The sequence below is a fragment of the Methylocystis sp. genome, from assembly GCF_021731785.1.
Classification (GTDB): domain Bacteria; phylum Pseudomonadota; class Alphaproteobacteria; order Rhizobiales; family Beijerinckiaceae; genus Methylocystis.
Map to the genome: position 1 here is coordinate 22,632 of NZ_JAKFWS010000008.1, position 21,914 is coordinate 44,545.

Sequence of the window (21,914 nt, forward strand, 5' to 3'; positions counted from 1 at the left end):
CAGTGGCGGCGCTGAAGCTCGATCCCTTCTATCTCATCGTCGACGATGCGGCTTGGCTGACCCGGCTGTTGCCGCAAGGCGTCAAGCTCGTGCAGCTGCGCGTGAAGGATCGGGATGAGCCGGCGGCGCGCGCGCAAATTGCGGCAGCTCGGGACATCTGCGCGCAGTACGGGGCGCAGCTCGTCGTCAACGATTATTGGCGGCTCGCGATCGACGAAGGCTGCGATTTCGTCCATCTCGGCCAGGGCGATCTCGACGGGGCCGATGTTGCGGCGCTGCGCCGCGCCGGCGTCAGGATCGGCGTTTCGACCCATGACGAAGCCGAACGCGACCGGGCGCTGTCCATCGCCGCCGACTATGTCGCGCTCGGGCCGATCTATCCGACGCTTTTGAAACAGATGGAATTTGCGCCGCAGGGGCTCGCCCGGCTCGGCGCCTGGAAGGCGCAAATCGGCGAGACGCCTCTGGTCGCGATCGGCGGACTGACGCCGGAACGCGCCGTCGCCGCCCTCGCCGCGGGGGCGGACAGCGCCTGCGTCGTCACCGACATCTTGCGCAGCGCCGCACCGGAGACGCGCACGCACGAATGGATATCCGCCACCCAACCCTGGCGCGACGGCGAAGGCTTCTTCGAGCCGGACTACGCCGGCGCGAGAATATGCCCTTCGCCCAATCATGGCGCGCGTCTGCGGCCGATCTCGTCGCTGGTGCTCCATTATACGGGGATGCAAACCGGGGAATCGGCGCTCGCTTTGCTCTGCAACCCCCGCTCGGAGGTCTCGGCGCATTATGTCGTCGAGGAGGATGGCCGCGTTCTGCAGCTCGTGCCCGAGTCGCGGCGCGCCTGGCATGCGGGAATAAGCTTCTGGGCCGGCGAGACCGACATGAATTCCGCGTCGATCGGCATCGAAATCGTTCATCCCGGCTACCTCGACCCCCGCCCCTATCCGGCGGCGCAAATCGAGGCTACGGCGATGCTCGCCCGCGACATCTGCCAGCGCCACGCGATTTCCGCTGAGCGCGTGCTGGCGCATTCAGACATCGCCCCCGGCCGCAAGCGCGATCCGGGCGAGTTCTTTCCTTGGGAGGAACTCGCCCGCCGGGGCGTGGGGCGCATTGTCGAGAACGCTTTGTCCAAAGGCGCAACGACGGTCTCGCTCGGCGACGAGGGCGCCAAAGTCGCTTCGCTCCAGCGCGACCTCGCCGCTTACGGCTACGGCGTCGAAGCGACCGGCGTCTATGACGCGCAGACGGTCCATGCGGTCGAGGCGTTTCAGCGTCATTTCCGCCGCGCGAAGGTCGACGGCCGCGCCGACGGCGAAACGCGCGTGGCGCTCGCTCGTCTCGTCGCCGCATTGGGAGAAAGAGTTTGAAGGCTGTGGTCGTGACGGGCGCCGCGACGGGAATCGGCGCAGCCTGCATCAAACTATTGGTACAAAAAGATTATATGGTTTTTGCTGCAGTGCGAAAAGAAGCTGACGCCGCCACAATTGCTGCGCAGCACGGCGCAGCAATCATCCCGCTGATCTTCGACGTGACCGACGCCGGTGCCATTGCGGCGGCCGCAAATGCCGTCGAGGCTCGGTTGGGGAGCAGAATGCTCGCTGGTCTCGTCAACAACGCCGGGATCGCCGTTCCCGGCCCGCTGCTGCATTTGCCGATCGAGGATTTGCGGCGCCAGATCGAAGTCAATCTGATCGGCCAGCTTCAGGTCATTCAGGCCTTCGCGCCGCTGCTTGGCGCGGGCGCCGCACGAACGGGGCCGCCGGGGCGAATCGTCAATATGAGCTCGGTCGCGGGACGCGTCGCCGCGCCGTTTCTGGGCGCTTACAACGCCTCGAAATTCGGGCTCGAGGGCATGTCGGACGCGCTGCGCCGGGAGCTGATGGTCTATGGCGTCGACTTGATCCTGATCGAACCGGGGATGATCGCGACGCCGATCTGGGACAAGGCGGCGCAGACTGATCTCGCCATGCTCGAAGGCACGGCCTATTCGGCGCCGGGCAGGGGAATGCTGAAATGGCTCGTCGAAGCAGGCCGCCGCGCTCCCGGGCCGGAGGTCGTGGCCGAGGCCGTGTTGCGGGCGCTGACGGCGCCGCGCCCGCCCGTTCGTATTCCCGTCGTCCGGAATCGCTTTACTGACTATACGTTGCGCAGCCTTTTGCCGGCCCGGCTCGTCGACTGGCTGATGGCGCGCCGGCTGGGGCTGTTGCCGAAATAATGGACGTCGGCGGTCTCTCTCGACCGGCTGGAACAGAAGAGGAAAAGGCCATGCCGAACGCCAATGAATGTGAGGCGGCGCCCAAACACGGCGTCGTCTGCTGGAACGAGTTCAATGTCCACGACGTCGAGCGGGCCAAGAAATTCTACGGCCAATGTCTCGGATGGAGTTTCGAGGCGATGCCGATGGAAGGTTTCAGGTACTGGATCATCAGCTCGGAGGGCGCGCGCGTCGGCGGCATATTCGAGACGAAAGGCCCGGAATTCGAGGGCGTGCTGGAGCGCTGGCTGACCTATATCGGCGTCGACGACGTGGACGCGCGGCTGCAGAAGGCCAAGGTCGCCGGCGCCACGATCTGCAAGGACGCCTTCGACATTCCCGGGGTCGGCCGTATGGCGGTGCTGCAGGAGCCGGGCGGCGCTTTTGTCGCCTGGATGACGCCGAAACCCGAACCGACCGCGTAAGCGTGGCAGAGCGGGGGCGCTTGACCTCAAACCCGTTACAGGCGACCTATCGGCGTCCGAACGACCGCCAAAGCGACCCTATGAACGAAGCCGCTCAAGAGACCCGCCTGCCCGATCCGGTCGCCGCTGAGCCGGCGCCCCGCCATCGCACCTGCCCGGTCGCGATCGGCGCCGGCGACGCCGCCGTGGTGGTGGGCGGCGGCGCGCCGATCGTCGTGCAGTCCATGACCAACACCGATACGGCGGATATCGAATCGACCGTGACGCAGGTTCTGGCGCTGGCGCAGCAGGGGTCGGAGCTGGTGCGCATCACCGTTGACCGCGACGAGGCGGCGGCGGCAGTGCCGCACATTTTCGAAAAGCTCGCCCAGAAGGGATGCCACGTCCCGCTCGTTGGCGATTTCCACTACATCGGCCACAAGCTTCTCGCCGATCATCCCGCCTGCGGCGAGGCGCTCGCCAAATACCGCATCAATCCGGGCAATGTCGGCTTCAAGGAGAAGCGGGACAAGCAATTCGCCTCGATCGTCGAGCTCGCCGCCAAGCATGGCAAGGCGGTGCGGATCGGCGCCAATTGGGGCTCGCTCGATCAGGAGCTCCTGACCTATCTCATGGATCTGAACCACGCCTCGGACCGGCCGCTCGACGCGCGCGCCGTGACCCGTGAGGCGCTGGTCCGCTCGGCGCTGATGTCGGCCCGGCGCGCCGAGGAGATCGGCCTCTCCAAGAACCGCATCGTCATTTCCGCCAAAGTCTCGGCGGTGCAGGATCTCATCGCGGTCTATCGCATGCTCGCGGCGCGCAGCGACTACGCGCTGCATCTCGGGCTCACCGAGGCCGGCATGGGCTCGAAGGGCGTCGTCGCGTCCGCGGCCGCGCTTGGCGTGCTGCTGCAGGACGGGATCGGCGACACGATCCGCGTGTCGTTGACGCCCGAACCCGGCGGCGACCGCGCGCTCGAAGTGCGCGTCGCCCAGGAAATTCTGCAGACCATGGGCTTTCGCACCTTCGTGCCGCTCGTCGCGGCCTGCCCCGGCTGCGGGCGCACCACTTCGACGGTGTTTCAGGAACTGGCGCGCGACATCCAGGCGCATATCCGCGAGCGCATGGCGGTCTGGCGCATGCACTATCCTGGCGTCGAGACGCTCAATGTCGCGGTGATGGGCTGCATCGTGAACGGGCCCGGCGAGTCGAAACATGCCGACATCGGCATTTCGCTGCCTGGCACGGGCGAAACGCCGGCGGCGCCCGTCTTCATCGACGGCAAGAAGGCGATGACATTGCGCGGCGAGGGCATCGCTGAAGAGTTCACCCGAATCGTCGACGATTACGTCATTCGCCGCTTCGCCGGCGGCGAGAAGGGCGAAGCGGCAGAGTAGGCAAACCCCTCGTCTCTCTCGCGCGTCATGGCCGGGCTTTTGTCCCGGCCATCCATGCAAAGTCACGCGATGACGACGTGGATGCCCGCGACAAGCGCGGGCATGACGCGCGAAATGTCAAAGCTGCGCGCCGTTTGACGCCGATTCCAGCGCCTCAGCGGCCCTTCGCAGATCGCGCCAGGCGGCGGGCTTCAGCGCCGCGCTTTTTAGCATCGCGTCGAGACTGGAAAATACGAAGGCGCGCGCGATATGCGCGCTGCAGCGCGCTTCAAACGTCTTGCCGCGCAGCTTGCCGACCGGCTCCTTCGTCGTGAGCATGACCCGCGCCGGCGCGTCGCCGAACAACAAAATAACTTCGGGACGCGCCAGTTCGACCCTGCGGCGCGCGAAAGGCGCGAAGATCGCCATTTCATGCGGCGTCAATGCTTTGTCGCCGGGTGGTCGCCATGGCGAGACATAGGCGAGCGAGGCGCTTGCGCGATCGAGCCCGATCGCCGCGAGCATATTGTCGAGGAGTTTCGCCGAGAGCCCGCTGAAGGCTTCGCCGCTTGCTTCTTCGGTCGCGCTTGGCGCGGCGTCGAAAGCGACAAGCCGAGCGCTCGGAGCGCCGGCGCCGAAAAGAAAATGCTGGGCCATGTCGCGAAACGGCGCATGCGGAAAATCGGCGAGACGCGCGGCGAGGTCATCGAGATCGCGCGCGTTCGCCGCTTCTTCCTCCGCGGCGCGAACGGCCTCGTCGGGCGCGACGATCGGCGCCGCTGCGCGGCGCGGGCGTTCGGCGGCTGACGGCTGCGGCAAGGGCGTCGCCACCGGGTCGGCTGGTTCGGCGAGCGATGCAACGCTCGCGCGCGCGCCGTCTGCGTAGCGGTCGTGCGGCGCCTCATCGAGCGCGAGGTCGACGCCGCTCTCGACATACCAGTCGAGAAGCGCGAGAAGCGCGGCGCACGTTTCCGGCGGGGAAGACATGATGCACCTTACCCCGCCCTCCGCTTGAGGGGGAGGGCTGAACTGCGAAGCGTTTCGGGGTGGGGTGAAGAGTTTAAGCGATTTGTTTGTCACTACCGCAGACCTCCCCCTTCAAGGGGAGGGTGGCGTGCGCCTTACGGCAGGATCAACAGCAGCGAAACGCGCGTTCGCCGCTTGCGCCAAAACGCGCATTCTCGCGGGCGCGGAAAAATTCGTCGCGCGTCATGATCGGCGCGCCGTCGTGTTGCGCGCCAACATGCGCGACATAGGCGTCGTAATCGCCGTGGCCGACCATCAGTCTCGCGCCGTCGCGCAGCTTCCGCGCGAGGCGATTGAGATCAAGCCCGGGCAGGCTGCAGATCGTGCAATTCATCCTCGGTCTCCCGCGTGGTGACATGTTGCGCGGCGCGCGCGGCGTGAATGGCGCGGATGGCGAAGCCGAGCATCGCCAGAACCAGCGTGACATAGATGGCGCAAAGCGTCGCGTCGACATAGTCGTTGAAGATGACGCGCTGCATTTCGGCGAGCGTCTTCGCGGGCGCCAGCAACTGATCCTTATCGGCGGCGGCTGCGAATTTTCTGGCATGCGCCAGAAAGCCGATGCGCGGATCTTCGTGAAAGATCTTTTCGAACGCCGCCGTCAGCGTGCAGATATAGAGCCACGCCGTCGGCGCGATGGCGACAAAGGCATAGCGTTCGCGCTTCATCCGATAGAGCACAACGACGCACAGCGTCAGCGCGATCGCTGCGAGCATCTGGTTAGCGATGCCGAACAAAGGCCATAGCGTGTTGATGCCGCCGAGCGGATCAATCACCCCCTGGTAGAGGAAATAACCCCAGCCGCTCACCGCGATAGCGGTCGCGGCGAGGTTCGGCGCCCAGGCCCTTGTGTTGCCGAAGGCGGGGAAGAAGGCGCCGAAGAGATCCTGGATCATGAAACGCGCGACGCGCGTGCCGGCGTCGATCGTGGTGAGGATGAACAGCGCCTCGAAGAGAATGGCGAAATGATACCAGAAAGATTTTGCAGCCGAGCCGCCGATGGCGGACGAGAGAATATGCGCCATGCCGACGGCGAGCGTCGGCGCGCCGCCGGTGCGCGACAAGATCGTCTTCTCGCCGACTTCCGCGGCGACGCCGGACAGCGTTTCCGGCGTCACCGCAAAGCCCCAGGAGGAGATGGCGGCCGCAGCGGAGTCCGGGGTCGCACCGATCAGCGCCGGCGCGCTGTTCATCGCGAAATAGACGCCGGGCTCCAGAACGCTCGCGGCGATCAGCGCCATGATCGCGACGAAGGATTCCATCAGCATCGCGCCATAGCCGATGAAGCGAGTCTGGGTCTCGTCGGCGATCATTTTCGGCGTGGTGCCGGAGGACACGAGCGCGTGAAAGCCCGACACTGCGCCGCAGGCGATAGTGATGAACAGAAACGGAAAGACGCTGCCGGCGAAGACCGGCCCCGTGCCGTCGATGAAGCGACTGATCGCCGGCATCTGGAGGTCTGGCCAGACGATGAAAATGCCGATCGCCAGCGACAGTATCGTGCCGATCTTGAGGAAGGTCGACAGATAGTCGCGCGGCGCCAGCAACAGCCACACCGGCAAAACCGAAGCCACGAAGCCATAGCCGATGAGCATGAAGGCGAGCGTCTCGCCCTTGAAGGTGAAGAATGGCGCGAGAAGCGCGCTCTCCGACACGGTGCGCCCGAAGGCGATGCTCAACAGCAGCAGAACGAAGCCGATCGCCGACATTTCGCCGATGCGGCCGGGCCGCAGATAGCGGCCGTAGACGCCCATGAAGACCGCGATCGGCAGCGTCGCGAAAACGGTGAACGCGCCCCAGGGACTGTCGGCGAGCGCCTTGACGACGACGAGCGCCAGCACCGCGAGCAGAATGATCATGATCGTCAGAATGCCGATCATGGCGATGACGCCGGGCACGCGGCCCATCTCGGTCTTGATGAGATCGCCGAGCGAACGCCCGTCGCGCCGCGTCGAAATGAACAGGACGAGAAAATCCTGCACGGCGCCGGCGAAGATGACGCCGGTCAACAGCCACAATGTTCCCGGCAGATAACCCATTTGCGCCGCGAGCACGGGCCCGACGAGCGGTCCGGCGCCGGCGATGGCCGCGAAATGGTGGCCAAACAGCACCCATTTGTCGGTCGGCACATAATCGAGCCCGTCGTTGCGGCGAAGCGCGGGCGTGCGCCGACGCACATCGAGCCCCAGCACCCGCTCGGCGATGAAGCGCGAATAGAAGCGATAGCCGATGGCGTAGGTGCCGATCGCCGCCGTGACGAGCCACATGGCGTTGACGTTCTCGCCGCGCGAGACCGCGAGCGTGTAAAGCGAGAACAGCACGAGGGCGAACACGAGCGCCCAGGGAAGCAGCTTCAACGTGTGACGGCGGTCGGCGATGTTTGTGATCGACATAAGGCCCCCGGATTGCGCCGACGCCCGGCGCGGCGGCTCAACGAAACTTATAATTTCGTGAGGGTCAAGGGATCGCGGCGGCCGTCGAAGTATTTGCGCAGAGCCTCGGGAAAAAGCGGCTCTTGCGGCGCCGCCGCCGCAAAAAGCGTCATCGACGAATGAAACTTCAGATCGTCGGGATGGCCGAATATCTCATATGCGCTGCGGCCTTCGACCCGATTGATGACTCCAACGCACTCCTTGAGCCGGACGCCCAACAGAGGATGCGCGAGATAGGCCGCCGCCTCGGCCAGCGAATGAATGGCGTAACGCCGCGCCATGGCGCTCGCGCCAAGCCCTTCGAGCTGCGGAAAGACGAACCACATCCAGTGACTGCGCTTGTGGCCTTCCTCTAATTCCGCTCGAACTTTTTCGTAAACCGGCTCCTGCGCCGCGACGAAGCGCTCAAGATCGTATGGATCGTGCGAGGCGCCCGTCATGCCAGCTCCGTTTGAACAGCCCCCATGTCATTCCCGACACTTCGCTTCAAGCGAAGCGATCGGGAATCCAGAAATTAGTCAGCACTCTTGAATGGACTCTGGATTCCCGGTCAGGCCTACGGCCTGCCGGGAATGACGGGGAATTCCGCGTCACTCCGCCGCTTCCGCCGCCAAAGGCGCGTAGTTCAAAATCGGCGCGAGCCAGCGTTCGGCTTCGCGCGCCTCCATGCCCTTGCGGCGTGCGTAATCCTCAACCTGATCGCGCTCGATCTTGGCGACGCCAAAATAATGCGCGGAAGGATGCGCGAGATAAAGACCGCTGACGGTCGCCGCCGGCGTCATGGCGAAACTTTCGGTGAGCTTTACGCCCGTGCGTTTTTCGACATTGAGCAGCTCGAACAGCGTCGCCTTTTCGGTGTGGTCGGGCTGCGCCGGATAGCCGGGCGCCGGGCGGATGCCGGCATAGGGCTCGGCGTGCAGCGCCTCGGGCGAGAAATCTTCTTCATGCGCATAGCCCCAGAACTCTTTGCGCACACGCTCATGCATGCGCTCGGCGAAGGCTTCAGCGATGCGGTCGGCCAGCGCCTTGACCATGATCGAGCCATAGTCGTCGTTGGCGCGGGCGTAGCGCGCCGCGATCTTCTCTTCTTCCGCGCCGGCGGTCACGACGAAGGCGCCGACATAATCCGCCTTGCCGCTTTCCTTCGGCGCGACGAAATCAGCCAGCGCGAGATTGGCCTTGCCGTCGCGCTTCTGCAATTGCTGGCGCAGCGTGTGCAGCGTCGCGATCCGCTCGTTGCGCGACTCGCCGTTGTAGAGCGCGATGTCGTCGCCGATGGAATTCGCTGGCCAGAAGCCGATGACGGCTTTCGGCGTGAACCAGCGCTCCTCGACAATCCGCTTCAGCATAGCGCGGGCGTCTTCGTAAAGCGTGCGCGCCGCTTCGCCGCGCTCCGGATCGTCGAGCAGCGACGGATAGCGGCCCTTGAATTCCCAGGTCTGGAAGAAAGGCGTCCAGTCGATGTAGGGAACCAGTTCGCCGACGTCATAGCTCGCAAAGGCGCGCGCGCCGGTAAAGGACGGGCGAACGGGCTCAAAGCCCGCCCAATCGATTTTATAGGCGTTGGCGCGCGCCTGCGTGAGCGGCACGCGCAGTTTATCGGCTTGCGCGCGCGCATGGGCGTCGGCGACACGCTCATATTCGGCGCGCGTTTGCGCGACATAATCGGGGCGCGTCTTGTCGGAGACGAGCGCCTGCGCGACGCCGACCGCGCGGCTCGCATCGGTGACATAGACCGCCTGGCCGCGACGATAGTTGGGACTGATCTTCACCGCCGTATGCACACGACTCGTCGTCGCGCCGCCGATGAGCAACGGCGTGTCGAGGCCTTCGCGCTCAAGCTCAGAGGCGACGAAGCACATTTCATCGAGCGACGGCGTGATGAGGCCTGAAAGACCGATGAGGTCGACCTTCTCTCTCTTCGCCGTCTCGAGAATTTTCGCGGCAGGCGTCATGACGCCAAGGTCGATCACCTCGAAATTATTGCAGCCGAGCACGACGCCGACGATGTTCTTGCCGATGTCGTGCACGTCGCCCTTCACCGTAGCTAGAAGGATTTTGCCGGCAGTGGAGCGCTCGCTCTTGTCGGCCTCCATGAAGGGCATGAGATACGCGACCGCCTGTTTCATGACGCGCGCCGATTTGACGACCTGCGGCAGAAACATCTTGCCTGAGCCGAAGAGATCGCCGACGACATTCATGCCGGTCATCAACGGTCCTTCGATCACGTCGAGCGGCCGCGTCGAGCGCTGACGCGCCTCTTCCACGTCCGTTTCGACGTAATCGGTGACGCCGTTGACGAGCGCATATTCAAGACGCTTCTCAACGGTGTTGTTGCGCCAGGCGGCGTCCCGCTCCTGTGTCTTGCCGGCCGCGCCCTTGAAATTCTCAGCGAGTTCGACGAGTCGCTCGGTCGAGTCCTTGCGGCGGTTCAAGACCACGTCTTCGCAAAGCTCGCGCAGCTCGGGATCAATCTCGCCATAGACCGCAAGCTGGCCGGCGTTGACGATGCCCATATCCATGCCCGCCTGAATGGCGTGATAGAGGAACACCGAATGCATCGCCTCGCGCACGGGCTCATTGCCGCGGAATGAGAAGGAGAGGTTCGACACGCCCCCCGACACATGCACATGCGGCAGATCGCGCTTGATGACGCGTGTGGCTTCGATGAAATCGACGCCGTAGTTTTCATGCTCCTCAATGCCGGTCGCGACCGCGAAAATATTGGGATCGAAGATGATGTCCTGAGGCGGAAAGCCGACGTTTTCAGTCAAGATTTTATAAGCCCGCTCGCAAATCTCGGTCTTGCGTTTGAGCGTGTCGGCCTGGCCCTTTTCATCGAAGGCCATGACCACAACGGCCGCGCCGTAGCGGCGCACCTTTTGCGCGTCGGCGATGAATTTCTCTTCGCCTTCCTTCATCGAGATCGAATTGACGACCCCCTTGCCCTGCAGACATTTCAGGCCGGCTTCGATCACGGCGAATTTTGAGGAATCGACCATTACCGGCACGCGGGCGATGTCGGGTTCGGCGGCGACGAGATTGAGGAATTCCACCATGGCGCGCTCGGAATCGAGCAGGCCTTCGTCCATATTGACGTCGATGACCTGCGCGCCATTCGCCACCTGATCGCGCGCGACGTCGAGCGCCGCGGCATAGTCGCCATTGGTGATGAGCTTGCGGAACTTCGCCGAACCGGTGACGTTGGTGCGCTCGCCGACGTTGACGAAGGGAATGTCCTTCGTCAGCGTGAAGGGCTCCAAGCCAGAGAGACGCAGCATCGGCTCGATCGCCGGAATCGCGCGCGGGGCGACGCCTTTCACGGCGCCGGCGATCGCGGCGATATGGTCCGGCGTCGTTCCGCAGCAGCCGCCAAGAACATTGACGAGACCGGCGGTCGCGAATTCGCCGACGAGTTCCGCCATATATTCCGGGCTTTCGTCATAAAGCCCGAATTCATTCGGAAGGCCGGCATTAGGGAAAGCGCAGACGAGCGTGTCGGCGACGCGGCCGATATCGGCGATGTGCTGGCGCATTTCGCGCGCGCCGAGCGCGCAGTTGAAACCGATCGAAAAGGGCTTGGTGTGCGCCACCGAATTCCAGAAGGCGACCGCCGTCTGACCGGACAGAGTCCTGCCCGAGAGATCGGTGATCGTGCCCGAAATCATGATTGGAAAGCGGCTGCCAACCTCATCGAACGCGTCTTCAAGCGCATAGAGCGCGGCCTTGGCGTTCAGCGTGTCGAAGACGGTTTCGACGAGCAGGATGTCGGCGCCGCCCTCAATGAGGCCGAGCGCGGCTTCCTTATAGGCCGCCCGCAGCTCGTCGAAGGTGACGGCGCGGAAGCCCGGGTTAGACACGTCGGGAGAAATCGACGCGGTGCGATTGGTTGGGCCAAGCGAGCCGGCGACGAAACGGTGCACGCCGGACTTCGCCGCGACTTCATCGGCTGCCGCGCGCGCCAGCCGCGCGCCCTCGCGATTGAGTTCGAAAGCGAGATGCTCGAGCCCGTAGTCGGCTTGAGCGATGGTCGTCGATGAAAACGTGTTGGTCTCGATGATGTCGGCGCCGGCCTCAAGATAGGCGACATGGATCGCCCTGATCGCGTCGGGCTGGGTCAGCGTCAGCAGGTCATTGTTGCCGCGCAGGTCTTTGCCGTGGTCGTTGAAACGCGCGCCGCGGAAATCGGCTTCCTCGAATTTGTGGCGCTGGATCATCGTGCCCATCGCGCCGTCAAGAATGAGAATGCGGCGCGACGCCGCCGCTTCCAAAGCCTCCAGGATATTCGGGCCGTAAGCTTTGTCGAACATCATGCGATGGCCCTTTCACGAACGGGACGCACGCCAAGCAAATGGCAAATGGCGAATACGAGGTCGGCGCGATTATTGGTGTAGAAATGGAATTCGTTGACGCCGGCGCGCGCCAGGCTCATCACCTGTTCGACCGCCGTCGTCGCGGCGATGAGCGCGCGGGTCTCAGGGTCGTCGTCCAGTCCGTCGAAGCGCTCGGCGAGCCAACGCGGAACGCTTGCTCCCGCCTTTTGCGCAAAGCCCGCGACCTGCTTGAAATTACGGATCGGCATGATGCCGGGCACGATCGGAATGGCGATCCCTCGCCCGTGCGCCTTGTCGAGGAATCTGAAGTAGACGTCATTGTCGAAAAAGAATTGCGTGATGGCGCGGGTCGCGCCGGCGTCGGCCTTCGCCTGAAGCGCGTCGAGATCCTGCTCGATCGACGCGCTTTCCGGATGGCCTTCGGGATAGGTCGAGACCGAAATCTCGAAGTCGCCGATCCGGCGGATGCCGCTCACGAGATCGGTTGACGTCGCGTAGCCTTTCGGATGCGCCTCAAATCTGGAGCCCACGCCGGTCGGCGGATCGCCGCGCAGCGCCACAATATGCCGAACGCCCGCGTCCCAATAGTCGCGCAGGATCGCGTCGATTTCCTCGCGCGCGGCGGAAACGCAGGTGAGATGCGCGGCAGGCTTCATTTCGGTTTCGCGCACAATGCGCGCGACGATCGAATGGGTGCGCTCGCGGGTGGTGCCGCCGGCCCCATAGGTGACGGAAACGAAATGCGGCTTCAGCGCCGCAAGCCGACTGATCGTCTGCCAGAGCTGGGTCTCCATCTCCGGCGTCTTGGGCGGAAAGAATTCGTAGGAGATCGCATATTGATTCTGCGACGCCGTAGGATGAAGGGCGTTAAACATCAGGCTGTCTCGTAAGAAGTTGCGGGAATAGGATCGGCGATGACGCGCGGATCGCGCGCGAGCCACAGCGAAACGGTGAGCTTGGCGCCTTCATTTGCGTCGGGCGCGAGTTCGCGACGCTGAACGACTTCGAGTCCCGCCTGCGCCAGCAATCCGGTGATTTCAGCGTCGGAGAAGCCGAGCCGGCGATGCGCGTGGTTGTCGCGCAGCGTCTCTTCGTGGTGGGGCGCAAAGTCGACGACGAGCAACCGGCCGCCGGGCGCGAGCACCCGCGCCGCCTCGCGCAGGGCGCGGCCGGGATCGTCAAGAAAATGCAAAACCTGATGCATGACCGCGAGGTCGATGGAGTTGCGCTCGATCGGCAGCGCATAAATGTCGCCCTGGCGCAGCTGCACATTGCTGAATCCGGTTTCTTCCAGGCGGCCGCGCGCGACGCCAAGCATGGCGGAGGACAGATCGACGCCGACGGCGCGTTCCGCCAGGGGGGCGAAGAGCTCCAGCATCCGGCCGGCGCCGGCGCCGAGATCGAGAAGGTTGCGCACCGGCGCGTCGCCGACGACGTCGCGCATCGCCTCTTCGACGCGCTCCTCGGGAACGTGCAGCGCGCGAATGTGGTCCCACTCCGCGGCGTGGGCGGCGAAATAGCGGGCGGCGTTCTCGGCGCGAGCCTGGCGCACCTGCGCGAGCCGGGCGCGGTCGCCGGCGAGAAGGGCGTCGTCTGCCTCGAGCCAGCCGACAATTGCGCGCGCAAGGGCCCCGGCAGGTCCGGCCGGCGACAGGCGGAAGAAGGCCCAGGCTCCTTCGCGACGGCGCTCGATCAGGCCCGCCTCGACGAGAAGCCTGAGATGGCGAGAGACGCGCGGCTGAGATTGGCCCAGGATCGCCACGACCTCGCTCACCGTCAGCTCGGATTGGGCGAGCAACGCCAGGAGCCGCAGGCGCGTCTCCTCTCCAGCGGCGTTCAGCGCCGCAAGCGTCGGTTCGAGGGACAATTTAGCCGCGGGCTTCATGGTATCTCCGTTAGACATAAAGATATCTATATACGTCAAATCATCGGGGCGCAACTGACGTGAGCGTTTTCGGCGACGTGGCGCTTGACCGGATGGGAAAGCGGGTTCATGCTTTCACCTGCATCGCACCTGTCGATCGGACAGCATGATCGGCAGGCTCGCTCGGGCGGGACCTCGAGGCGATTGCGATCCAGGACCGGCCTACACGCCCCTGTTGTCAGGCCGAACCGAGCAACATCGTTGCGAGAGGAGCATGACGCCACCGGGTCAGACCGTTGACCGGCGTTTGGTTCCGGTCACTGGGCGGGCAAGAGCAGCTGCTTGATCCGTCCATCCCCCAAATATTCCGACATCCTGCCGGGCGGCCGTAGCGAAGGCCAAGCGTCGGGTGCCCGAACCCAGACTGGACAATCCAGACTTGCTTCCGCTCGAGGAGCAAACGGCCCCGTGAGCCTCCGCGCCACGGGGCCTGATTTATTTTGAGCCGACCGATTTAATTTGAGCGGACGGGCGGCGCCGCCGACGCGGTTAGAGCGCTGCTCGCGAAAAGCTGAGCCCGAAGGAGTTCTAAGCCTTTAAGATCGATCACATGATCTGCATTTGGGCGATTCCGGCCCAAAAGCAGCGTGATCACACGCCGTCCGCAGCCGCCGGCTTACGCCGGCGCCTTCTCTTCTTCCTTGCTGACGACTTCGAGGAAGCTCTCGGCAGCCTCGCGCCGCTCGAAGACATGCGGCTGCAAACCGCGCTTGGACAGCGCCTCTTTCATCTTCAAGCGCGCGAAGGCGCTCGTCGCATAACGGGTTGTCGTCAGATAGTAGTGCTGGCTCATATCGTCGATCATTTCGGCGTAATCGTCGTAAAGCGCTTCGTTGATTTTCCAGCCGTCATGATTGACGACGGAGTTGACGCGCTTCCCGACTTTTTCCGACGCCTCGATCAGCGTCTTGCGCAGATCGTCGATGTCCTTCTTGGTGCGGGCGTGCCAGCCTTCGAGATTGACGAACAGAATGTTGCGGTCCGCATCATAGGTAACGCGATCGGACATGTTGAGATTGATGAGGTCGCCCAGCAGCCCCATCGGCTCGTCGATGAAGATGCGCTTGTCCATCAATTCGGGGTGTTCGATGATCGGCTTGAAGTCCATATGCGCGAGGATGTCCTTGTCGATATCGATCCCCGGCGCGAACTCGATCAGTTCAAGGCCCTTGTCGACGAGCTTGAATACGCAGCGTTCGGTGACGTAATAGACCGGCTGCTTGCGCTTTTGCGCGAATTTGCCGGAGAAGGTGATCTGCTCGACGGCGTTGAGGAACTTCTTGTTCCGGCCTTCCTGCAGAATGTTCACCTTGCCGTCGGCGATTTCCACGCGCAGTCCGCCATTGGTGAAGGTGCCGGCGTAAACGACGAGGCGCGCGTTCTGGCTGATGTTGATGAAGCCGCCGCAGCCATTGAGGCGTCCCCCGAATTTCGAGGTGTTGACGTTGCCCTGCAGGTCGCACTCGGCCATGCCGAGGCAGGTCATGTCGAGACCGCCGCCATCATAGAAGTCGAACTGCTGGTTTTGCTGAATGATCGCGTCGGCGTTGGTCGCGGCGCCGAAGCTCGAACCTGAAGCGAGCACGCCGCCGATGGCCCCGGCTTCCGTTGTCAGCGTGATGTAGGGCGTCATCTTTTCTTCGTTGGCGACGGCGGCGATGCCTTCCGGCGCGCCGACGCCGAGATTCACCACGCCGTTCGGCGGCAGCTCGAAACTGGCGCGGCGCGCGATGACCTTGCGCTCGTCGAGCGGCATTTTGGCGAATTTTTCGACCGGCACGCGGACTTCGCCCGCAAGCGCCGGATTGTGGATCACGCCGTAGTTCATGCGGTGCATTTCCGGCGGATCGGCGACGACGACGGCCGAGACGAGAATGCCCGGGATATGCACGTCCTTCGGCTTGATCGAACCCTGTTCGACAATGCGCTCGACCTGCGCGATGACGAGGCCGCCATTGTTATGGGCCGCCATGGCCTGAGCGAGATTGTCGAGGACGAGCGCTTCGCGCTCCATCGAAATATTGCCGGAAGGATCGGCCGAGGTGCCGCGAATGAACGCGACGTCGATCTTGGTGGCGATATAAAAGAGCCACTCCTCGCCCATGATGTTGTGATATTTGACCATGTCCTCCTTGGTGCGGTCGTTCACCTTGCCGCCGCCAAAGCGCGGATCGACATAGGTGTAAAGGCCGACCTTGGAGAAGAGCCCCGGCTGGCCTGCGGCGCAGGCGCGGTAGAGCTGCGAGATGACTCCCTGCGGGAGATTGTAGCCGCAGATTTTGTTTTCCTGCGCCGCCTGAGCGACTTTCGGCATGCGGCCGAAATTGGCGGCGATCACCCGGCGCAGCAGCCCCTCGTGATGGAAGCGCCCCGTGCCGAGACCCTTGGAGTCGCCGGCGCCGGCCGTCATGATCAGCGTGAGGTCGCGCGGATGCTGGCTCTCGACGAAGCGCTTCTCCAAAGCGGCGTGCAGGGCTTCGGGAATGCAGCTCTGGACAAAGCCCGTGGTGGTTACGACGTCATTGTCGCGAATGAGCGCAATCGCCTCGTCGGCGGTAATGACTTTGTTGTTCGCCATATCCTCAGGATCCCTCGCTCCCCACTCTTTTTGGTGCGGACTGTCGTCGCCGCCGCCTCGGTGGGCGTTTTGCACAAAATGAGCGCTCAAGCGTAGAGACCGCGTCGCCCTTGCGCAATAGCGGCGATGCGCCGCGGATCGGGCCGCAACCCCGCTGCAGCGCGAGAAAAACAGCCTACCAGGTGCCGCGGTACACACACCCTTCGAAACAGCTGTCCCGAAAGACGCCGACCTCGGCAAGGCCCGGCAGTTCGGGCGCGAGGTCGCGCCAGATATAGGCGCAGAGGTTTTCGAGCGTCGGCTTTCCCAGCCCTTCGAGGTCGTTGAGAAAAGAGTGATCGAGGCGTTCACGCAGCGCCGCCAGCCTGCGGCCAAGCTTGCCGAGGTCCATCACCCATTCCTCTTCAAACGTACGTTCGCCGCGCAAAGTGACGCGGACGCGAAAGGAATGGCCATGGAGATTGCGGTATTTGCCGCCCTCCGGAGCCTCGGGATCATAAAGGGCGTGCGCCGCCTCGAAATAGAATTCGCGAAAGATCTCGAACGTCGACACTTCTCACTTCACCCCGATCGCCTTGTGGGTTTGCACAGACAGACGCCAGCGCGGATGCGCCAGGCAATAGCTGACCGCGGCCTCCGTATTGCGCGAAACATTCGGCCCGTCCATGGGCTGCAGCAGAAAATGCTCGAAGTCGAGGCGCTCATAGGCGGCGGGGTCGCCCCCTTGCTGAGGGAAGACGAGCTTCAACTCCGCGCCGCTCGTCTGCGCCAGCGGGGCGCCGGCCTTGGGCGACACGCAGATCCAGTCGATCTCCGGGATGACGGGCAGCGTGCCGTTCGTCTCAATGGCGATCTCGAACCCTTGCGCGTGAAGCGCGGCGATCAGCGCCTCGTCGATCTGCAACATCGGCTCGCCGCCAGTCAGCACCGCGAAGCGCCGCTCGCGGGCCTCGCCCCACAGCCAAGCCAGATGTTGGGCAAGCGCCGCCGCGTCCGCGAACTTGCCGCCGCCTTCGCCTTCGAAGCCGATAAAGTCGGTATCGCAAAACTGGCATTGCGCAGCGGCGCGATCCTCTTCGCGCCCGCTCCACAGATTGCAGCCGGCGAAGCGGCAGAAGACTGCGGCGCGGCCCGCGTTAACGCCTTCCCCCTGCAGCGTTTTAAAGGCTTCCTTGACGATATAGGCCATTGCCCGCTCTAGCGCGGACGCCTTGCGGCGTAAAGCGAGACCGGCGCTTACCCCTTCTTGGGAAGCTCGTTGTCCTTCCCGTCGGGCTCGAGCGGCGGCTGCGGGCGCGGGTCGAGACTGCGGATATAGGAGACGATGTCGTCGATCTCCTTGCGCGACAGATGCATGTCGGGCATCGGCGGATGCGGATCCATCAGAAAATGGCTCAGCTTCTTCTTGTCCGTCCGACGCTGGGCGATGTCGAAGAAGGATGGGGCGTCGGCAGAGGCGCTGGCCTGGTCCGACGTCACCACATGGCACGACGCGCACCACCGCTTCGCGATCACCTCGCCGCGAGGGGCGTCCCCGGCCGCAAGGGCGAAGGTTGCGAATATTGCGCTGCCTGCGGCGAGCGCCGTTGCGAGCGTCAGGCGTCGAAGCTGCATGTGGTTTCCTTGAAACGCGAGCGGTCGATTCGACTCGCATGAAAGCACAAGCGCGAGCCGGGGGATATGCCGCGCCTGGACGGAAGCTTGCGTCAGGAGGACGCGCGCGCCGAGAGCCGGCGCGGCATTTCTGCAACAGCTATGTGATCCGATTGCAACACTTAAATAGATTAGCGGCTGCCCCGCAGCTGACATTACGCTAGCCCCTTTTCAGACACAAAAGCTGAGCTAAGGTGCTTGTGTCACAAGCTCATTCGAGATGCGGAGACAAGCGCCGAAAGATTTCGCTTTCGGCCGCAGGTTCCTTCTTTCCCTCTCGCTGATCAGCGGTGGCGGCTGGCGTACGGCCTTGAGACGTCGGGCGTCCTTCAGGTTGAGGAAAGTCGGAGCATTATGGTCGCTGCTATTCATAAGGGGCTGATGTCAACCTCTCGGCGCAGCGGGCGGGTGACGTTGCCGATATGCCTTTTGGCGACGAGCCTGGGCTTGCTCCTGACGGCCTTTGCGGCGCCTGCGCCCGCGCTGGATTCGCCGCGCGCGACCGCGAAGGCCGGCTCACAGCCTCTCCCGATGTTCAAGGATCCCCGCGCGGCGTTGCGCGCGGGTCTGGAAAGCTACCATGCCGGCGACCCGGCGACCTCCGTCGCCGCGCTGCGCTACGCCGCCGAGGGCGGCGAGCCGCTGGCGCAATGGAAGCTGGGCCGGATGTACGCCGAGGGCGACGGAGTCGTTCGCGACGACGCCAAGGCCTATGAATATTTCTCGCAAATTGTCGATCATTACGCCGACGACGAACCTGATCCGCGCGAACGGTCGATGGCGGCAAGCGCCTTTGTCGCCGTCGGCGTTTATCTGCGCGACGGCGTGCCAGGCGCAAAGATCAAGCCCGATCTCGACCGCGCCTTCGATCTGTTCCGCTATGCTGCGACCTATTTCGGCAACGCTGACGCGCAGTACGATCTGGCGCGCATGTATCTCGAAGGCGCCGGGGTGAAGAAGAACCTCCGGCAGGGCGTGAACTGGCTGGAGCTGGCGGCGCGCAAGGGGCACCCGCAGGCGCAGGCGCTGCTCGGCCGGATGATGTTCACCGGCGAGGCGAATGGCGAGCCGGAGCGCGCGCGCGGGCTGATGTATCTGACGCTGGCGCGAGACGCGGCAGGCGGCGCGGCCGGCGATCGATGGATCGTCGATTTGCACGCCGAAGCGCTGAATTCCGCGAGCGAAGCCGACCGCAGGACGGCGGGTGCCATGCTCGAGGGCTATCTTCGCGAACGCAACTGAATTCGTCAGCCGGCGCGCGCCGCTGCGCCTTTGAGCTTTACCGGAATCGTCAAGAAACGTCCGCCGTTCGCGTGCGGCGGCGGAAACTTGCCGGCGCGAATGTTGACCTGAATCGAGGGCAGCAGCAGCTGCGGCGCGTCAAGCGCCTTGTCCCGCTTCTGTCGACCACCGACGAATTCTTCTTCGCTGACGCCGTCCTTGATCTGCACATTTTCGGCGCGCTCTTCGCCGACCGTCGTCTCCCAGGCGTAGACATCCCGTCCAGGCGCTTTGTAATCGTGACACATGAAGAGCCGCGTCTGCGGGGGGAGCGAAAGAATGCGGCGGATCGACCGGTAAAGCGCATGTGCGTCGCCGCCCGGGAAATCCGCTCGGGCCGTCCCATAGTCGGGCATGAACAGCGTGTCTCCGACGAAGACGGCGTCGCCGATCTTATATGACACGTCGGCCGGCGTGTGGCCGGGCGTATAGATCGCTTCGCATTCGATCTCGCCGATCTTGAACCGCTCGCCGTCTTTGAAGAGGCGATCGAAGCCGCCGCCGTCAGCCTCTACATCCTGCGCGTCGAAAACCGGCTTGAACAGCTTCTGGACTTTGTCGATGTGTTCGCCGATGCCGATCTTGGCGCCCGTCGCCGCCTTGACGATCTGGGCGGCGGAAATATGGTCGGCGTGCGCGTGAGTTTCGAGCGCCCAGTCGATTGATAAGCCTTCGCGCGCCGCCTCGGCGAGGATTGCGTCGATCGAATGCGAATCGGCGACGCCGCTCGCTGGGTCGTAGTCGAGCACGGGATCGACGATCGCCGCCCGCTTCGTGGCGGGGTCGCTGACAAGATAAGTGATCGTGCTGGTTGCCTCGTCGAAAAAGCCCTTCACCGACGGCGCTTGCGGCATCGCTCTCTCCTTCATTGCTGCGCTCAAGCGCTTCCCGGTTCTTCGGGCTTGCGCCGCATCGTATATATGCGATATACCTAAATAAGCAATATCTAATATTGTATGAGGAACGCGCGACATGCTGACGGCTCTGCCCCTCGAGGCCGTGCTCGGTTTGATTTCCGGGGGCCTCGTCGGCCTTACGCTTGGTCTTGTCGGCGGCGGCGGCTCCGTTCTGGCCGTGCCGCTTCTCGTCTATTTCGTCGGCGTTCCAAATCCGCATGTCGCGATCGGCTCAAGCGCGGCGGCGGTCGCGGTCAACGCGCTGATGAGCCTCGCCAACCATACGCGGGCGCGCACGATCAAATGGCGCTGCGCGTCGATCTTTGCGCTTTTCGGGATCGCCGGCGCATTCGCCGGATCGACTCTCGGCAAGATCATGAATGGCGAGAAGCTGCTCGCGCTCTTCGCATTGTTGATGATCGTCGTATCCTATCTGATGCTTCGCCGCCGGGGCGCGCCGGGCTATCCGGGCGTCAGGCTCAATCGCGAGAATTTCCCCCGGCTCGTCGGCGCCGGCCTGACCGCCGGCGCGCTTTCCGGCTTCTTCGGCATCGGCGGCGGCTTCCTGATCGTGCCGGGGCTGATGTTCGCGTCCGACATGCCGATCCTCAACGCCATCGGCTCGTCGCTTGTCGCGGTCGCCGCCTTCGCGGTGACGACGGCGGCGAACTACGCCTATTCAGGCCTGGTGGATTGGGAGCTCGCCGGAACGCTGGTGATCGGCGGCGCATTCGGCGGTCTTGTCGGCGCCGCGGTTGCGCGACGCCTGTCAAAAATGCGCGGCGCGTTGAACGCGGTCTTCGCGACGGTCATATTGGCGGTCGCGCTATACGTGCTCTGGCGCAGCGGCGCCGACCTCGGCATTCTCGACTATGCGGCGAAATCGGCGTAGATCGCGACGTGATCGGAGGGCTTGTCGCCGGCGCGCATCGATTTGACGATTTCCACGTCCGCCAGCCGGTCGGCGGCGCGCGGCGAGAGCAGCAGGTGATCGATGCGCAGACCCTTGTTCTTCTGCCAGGCGCCGGCCTGATAATCCCAAAATGTATAGAGCCCGCCTTCGTCCGACGTGGCGCGCAGCGCATCGGCGTAGCCGAGATTGATCAGGCGCTGATAGGCGGCCCGCGTCTGCGGAAGAAATAATGCGTCGCCAATCCATGCCGACGCTTCATAGACGTCGCGCGCTTCCGGAATGACATTGTAGTCGCCGGCGAGAACCGTCGGCTCTTCAAGCCGCAGCAGCGCCTCCGCATGGCGCGTCAGGCTCTCCATGAAGGCAAGCTTATAAGAATACTTCTGCGTATGCGGCGGATTTCCGTTCGGCGCGTAGATGGAGGCGACGCGCATGACGCCGCCGGCGCCGTCTTCGATGATCGCCTCGATGTAGCGCGATTGCGCCTCGCCGTCGAAACCGGGCAGGCCGAGGGTCAGGTCCTGAAGCGGCGATTTCGAAAGCAGCGCGACGCCGTTGAAGCCCTTCTGCCCGTGGACGGCGACATTATATCCGGCGTCTTCGATTTCGAGCCGAGGAAAAGCGTGATCCTCGCACTTCGTTTCCTGCAGACAAACGACGTCTGGCGCCGCGTCGCGCAGGAAAGCGAGAAGCGGCGCGAGTCGCTGCCTGACGGAATTGACGTTCCAAGTCACGATGCGCACGGCCGGCTCCCAGATCACGCTGGATTTGGGCGAATTCGCCCAAATCCAGATGACGTGATCGTTCACATAAATTTAGAGCGCGCTTTGCGCG

Annotated in this window: 19 protein-coding genes; 6 read left to right on the forward strand and 13 right to left on the reverse strand. The window is 63.9% G+C overall.

Annotated features, from left to right (window positions below):
- The first annotated feature begins 2 nt into the window (after nt 1-2).
- The 4 genes from QZ964_RS01565 (at nt 3) to ispG (ending at nt 4,064) form a co-directional block, all read left to right on the forward strand.
- Nucleotides 3-1,373 carry a thiamine phosphate synthase gene (locus QZ964_RS01565; protein ID WP_292528217.1) on the forward strand — a complete coding sequence of 457 codons (1,371 nt, stop codon included), beginning with the start codon at nt 3-5 and terminating at the stop codon, nt 1,371-1,373.
- A 5-nt stretch (nt 1,374-1,378) separates the two neighbouring features.
- Nucleotides 1,379-2,221, forward strand: coding sequence for an SDR family NAD(P)-dependent oxidoreductase (locus tag QZ964_RS01570; RefSeq protein ID WP_367119191.1), 843 nt, complete (start codon nt 1,379-1,381; stop codon nt 2,219-2,221).
- A gap of 50 nt (nt 2,222-2,271) precedes the next feature.
- Nucleotides 2,272-2,685, forward strand: a complete 414-nt coding sequence (locus QZ964_RS01575) for a VOC family protein (protein WP_292528219.1) — start codon at nt 2,272-2,274, stop codon at nt 2,683-2,685.
- Nucleotides 2,686-2,765: 80 nt separating this feature from the next.
- On the forward strand, nt 2,766-4,064 hold the full coding sequence (gene ispG, locus QZ964_RS01580) for a flavodoxin-dependent (E)-4-hydroxy-3-methylbut-2-enyl-diphosphate synthase (RefSeq protein ID WP_292528221.1): 1,299 nt from the start codon (nt 2,766-2,768) through the stop codon (nt 4,062-4,064).
- A gap of 117 nt (nt 4,065-4,181) precedes the next feature.
- Here the strand turns inward: ispG and QZ964_RS01585 are convergent, their stop codons facing one another.
- The 11 genes from QZ964_RS01585 to QZ964_RS01635 all read right to left on the reverse strand — a co-directional run bounded on the left by QZ964_RS01585 (nt 4,182) and on the right by QZ964_RS01635 (nt 17,951).
- Nucleotides 4,182-5,030, reverse strand: coding sequence for a uracil-DNA glycosylase (locus QZ964_RS01585; protein ID WP_292528223.1), 849 nt, complete (start codon nt 5,028-5,030; stop codon nt 4,182-4,184).
- 145 nt (nt 5,031-5,175) lie between these two features.
- A complete protein-coding gene (locus QZ964_RS01590) occupies nt 5,176-5,403 on the reverse strand; it encodes a YbdD/YjiX family protein (protein ID WP_292528224.1) in 228 nt (75 codons plus the stop codon).
- Entirely contained in the window at nt 5,369-7,462 is a 2,094-nt protein-coding gene (locus tag QZ964_RS01595) for a carbon starvation CstA family protein (protein WP_292528225.1), read from the reverse strand. Before QZ964_RS01595 ends, QZ964_RS01590 begins: the two co-directional genes overlap by 35 nt.
- A gap of 47 nt (nt 7,463-7,509) precedes the next feature.
- A complete protein-coding gene (locus QZ964_RS01600; protein ID WP_292528227.1) occupies nt 7,510-7,941 on the reverse strand; it encodes a DUF1810 domain-containing protein in 432 nt (143 codons plus the stop codon).
- A 150-nt stretch (nt 7,942-8,091) separates the two neighbouring features.
- Nucleotides 8,092-11,814 (reverse strand): methionine synthase, encoded by a 3,723-nt coding sequence (gene metH, locus QZ964_RS01605; RefSeq protein ID WP_292528228.1) that lies wholly within the window; start codon nt 11,812-11,814, stop codon nt 8,092-8,094.
- The gene (gene metF / locus QZ964_RS01610) at nt 11,811-12,710 is read right to left on the reverse strand and encodes a methylenetetrahydrofolate reductase [NAD(P)H] (RefSeq protein WP_292528229.1); all 900 of its coding nucleotides are present in this window, start codon (nt 12,708-12,710) and stop codon (nt 11,811-11,813) included. Before metF ends, metH begins: the two co-directional genes overlap by 4 nt.
- A complete protein-coding gene (locus QZ964_RS01615; RefSeq protein ID WP_292528231.1) occupies nt 12,710-13,720 on the reverse strand; it encodes a metalloregulator ArsR/SmtB family transcription factor in 1,011 nt (336 codons plus the stop codon). The genes metF and QZ964_RS01615 overlap by 1 nt, the downstream gene beginning before the upstream one ends.
- A gap of 655 nt (nt 13,721-14,375) precedes the next feature.
- Entirely contained in the window at nt 14,376-16,337 is a 1,962-nt protein-coding gene (locus QZ964_RS01620) for an acyl CoA:acetate/3-ketoacid CoA transferase (RefSeq protein ID WP_292528233.1), read from the reverse strand.
- Nucleotides 16,338-16,512: 175 nt separating this feature from the next.
- Complete coding sequence (locus tag QZ964_RS01625) at nt 16,513-16,890, reverse strand: 6-carboxytetrahydropterin synthase (RefSeq protein ID WP_292528235.1); 378 nt, start codon at nt 16,888-16,890, stop codon at nt 16,513-16,515.
- Nucleotides 16,891-16,893: 3 nt separating this feature from the next.
- Entirely contained in the window at nt 16,894-17,526 is a 633-nt protein-coding gene (gene queE, locus QZ964_RS01630) for a 7-carboxy-7-deazaguanine synthase (RefSeq protein WP_292528237.1), read from the reverse strand.
- A gap of 47 nt (nt 17,527-17,573) precedes the next feature.
- On the reverse strand, nt 17,574-17,951 hold the full coding sequence (locus tag QZ964_RS01635) for a cytochrome c (protein WP_292528239.1): 378 nt from the start codon (nt 17,949-17,951) through the stop codon (nt 17,574-17,576).
- A 393-nt stretch (nt 17,952-18,344) separates the two neighbouring features.
- On the opposite strand from QZ964_RS01635, the gene QZ964_RS01640 reads away from it, so the two are divergent.
- Nucleotides 18,345-19,232, forward strand: a complete 888-nt coding sequence (locus tag QZ964_RS01640; RefSeq protein ID WP_292528240.1) for a tetratricopeptide repeat protein — start codon at nt 18,345-18,347, stop codon at nt 19,230-19,232.
- Between the two features lie 5 nt (nt 19,233-19,237).
- On the opposite strand, the gene QZ964_RS01645 is transcribed toward QZ964_RS01640, so the two are convergent.
- Nucleotides 19,238-20,125: an MBL fold metallo-hydrolase gene (locus QZ964_RS01645; protein ID WP_292528241.1), complete on the reverse strand. Its 888-nt coding sequence runs from the start codon at nt 20,123-20,125 to the stop codon at nt 19,238-19,240.
- 118 nt (nt 20,126-20,243) lie between these two features.
- Here QZ964_RS01645 and QZ964_RS01650 point away from each other — a divergent pair, with 118 nt between their 5' ends.
- Nucleotides 20,244-21,059, forward strand: coding sequence for a sulfite exporter TauE/SafE family protein (locus QZ964_RS01650; protein ID WP_292528243.1), 816 nt, complete (start codon nt 20,244-20,246; stop codon nt 21,057-21,059).
- Here QZ964_RS01650 and xth read toward each other — a convergent pair.
- Complete coding sequence (gene xth / locus QZ964_RS01655; RefSeq protein ID WP_292528283.1) at nt 21,038-21,823, reverse strand: exodeoxyribonuclease III; 786 nt, start codon at nt 21,821-21,823, stop codon at nt 21,038-21,040. The genes QZ964_RS01650 and xth overlap by 22 nt on opposite strands.
- Nucleotides 21,824-21,914 lie beyond the last annotated feature (91 nt).

Excerpts from the sequence above, each read along its gene's own strand:
- metH (WP_292528228.1), bottom strand. The coding sequence starts at position 11,814 with ATGATGTTCGACAAAGCTTACGGCCCGAATATCCTGGAGGCTTTGGAA.
- metF (WP_292528229.1), bottom strand. The coding sequence starts at position 12,710 with ATGTTTAACGCCCTTCATCCTACGGCGTCGCAGAATCAATATGCGATC.
- QZ964_RS01590 (WP_292528224.1), bottom strand. The coding sequence starts at position 5,403 with ATGAATTGCACGATCTGCAGCCTGCCCGGGCTTGATCTCAATCGCCTC.
- QZ964_RS01620 (WP_292528233.1), bottom strand. The coding sequence starts at position 16,337 with ATGGCGAACAACAAAGTCATTACCGCCGACGAGGCGATTGCGCTCATT.
- QZ964_RS01645 (WP_292528241.1), bottom strand. The coding sequence starts at position 20,125 with ATGCCGCAAGCGCCGTCGGTGAAGGGCTTTTTCGACGAGGCAACCAGC.
- QZ964_RS01585 (WP_292528223.1), bottom strand. The coding sequence starts at position 5,030 with ATGTCTTCCCCGCCGGAAACGTGCGCCGCGCTTCTCGCGCTTCTCGAC.
- QZ964_RS01640 (WP_292528240.1), top strand. The coding sequence starts at position 18,345 with ATGGTCGCTGCTATTCATAAGGGGCTGATGTCAACCTCTCGGCGCAGC.
- QZ964_RS01600 (WP_292528227.1), bottom strand. The coding sequence starts at position 7,941 with ATGACGGGCGCCTCGCACGATCCATACGATCTTGAGCGCTTCGTCGCG.
- QZ964_RS01575 (WP_292528219.1), top strand. The coding sequence starts at position 2,272 with ATGCCGAACGCCAATGAATGTGAGGCGGCGCCCAAACACGGCGTCGTC.
- QZ964_RS01650 (WP_292528243.1), top strand. The coding sequence starts at position 20,244 with ATGCTGACGGCTCTGCCCCTCGAGGCCGTGCTCGGTTTGATTTCCGGG.
- QZ964_RS01635 (WP_292528239.1), bottom strand. The coding sequence starts at position 17,951 with ATGCAGCTTCGACGCCTGACGCTCGCAACGGCGCTCGCCGCAGGCAGC.
- QZ964_RS01595 (WP_292528225.1), bottom strand. The coding sequence starts at position 7,462 with ATGTCGATCACAAACATCGCCGACCGCCGTCACACGTTGAAGCTGCTT.
- ispG (WP_292528221.1), top strand. The coding sequence starts at position 2,766 with ATGAACGAAGCCGCTCAAGAGACCCGCCTGCCCGATCCGGTCGCCGCT.
- QZ964_RS01615 (WP_292528231.1), bottom strand. The coding sequence starts at position 13,720 with ATGAAGCCCGCGGCTAAATTGTCCCTCGAACCGACGCTTGCGGCGCTG.
- queE (WP_292528237.1), bottom strand. The coding sequence starts at position 17,526 with ATGGCCTATATCGTCAAGGAAGCCTTTAAAACGCTGCAGGGGGAAGGC.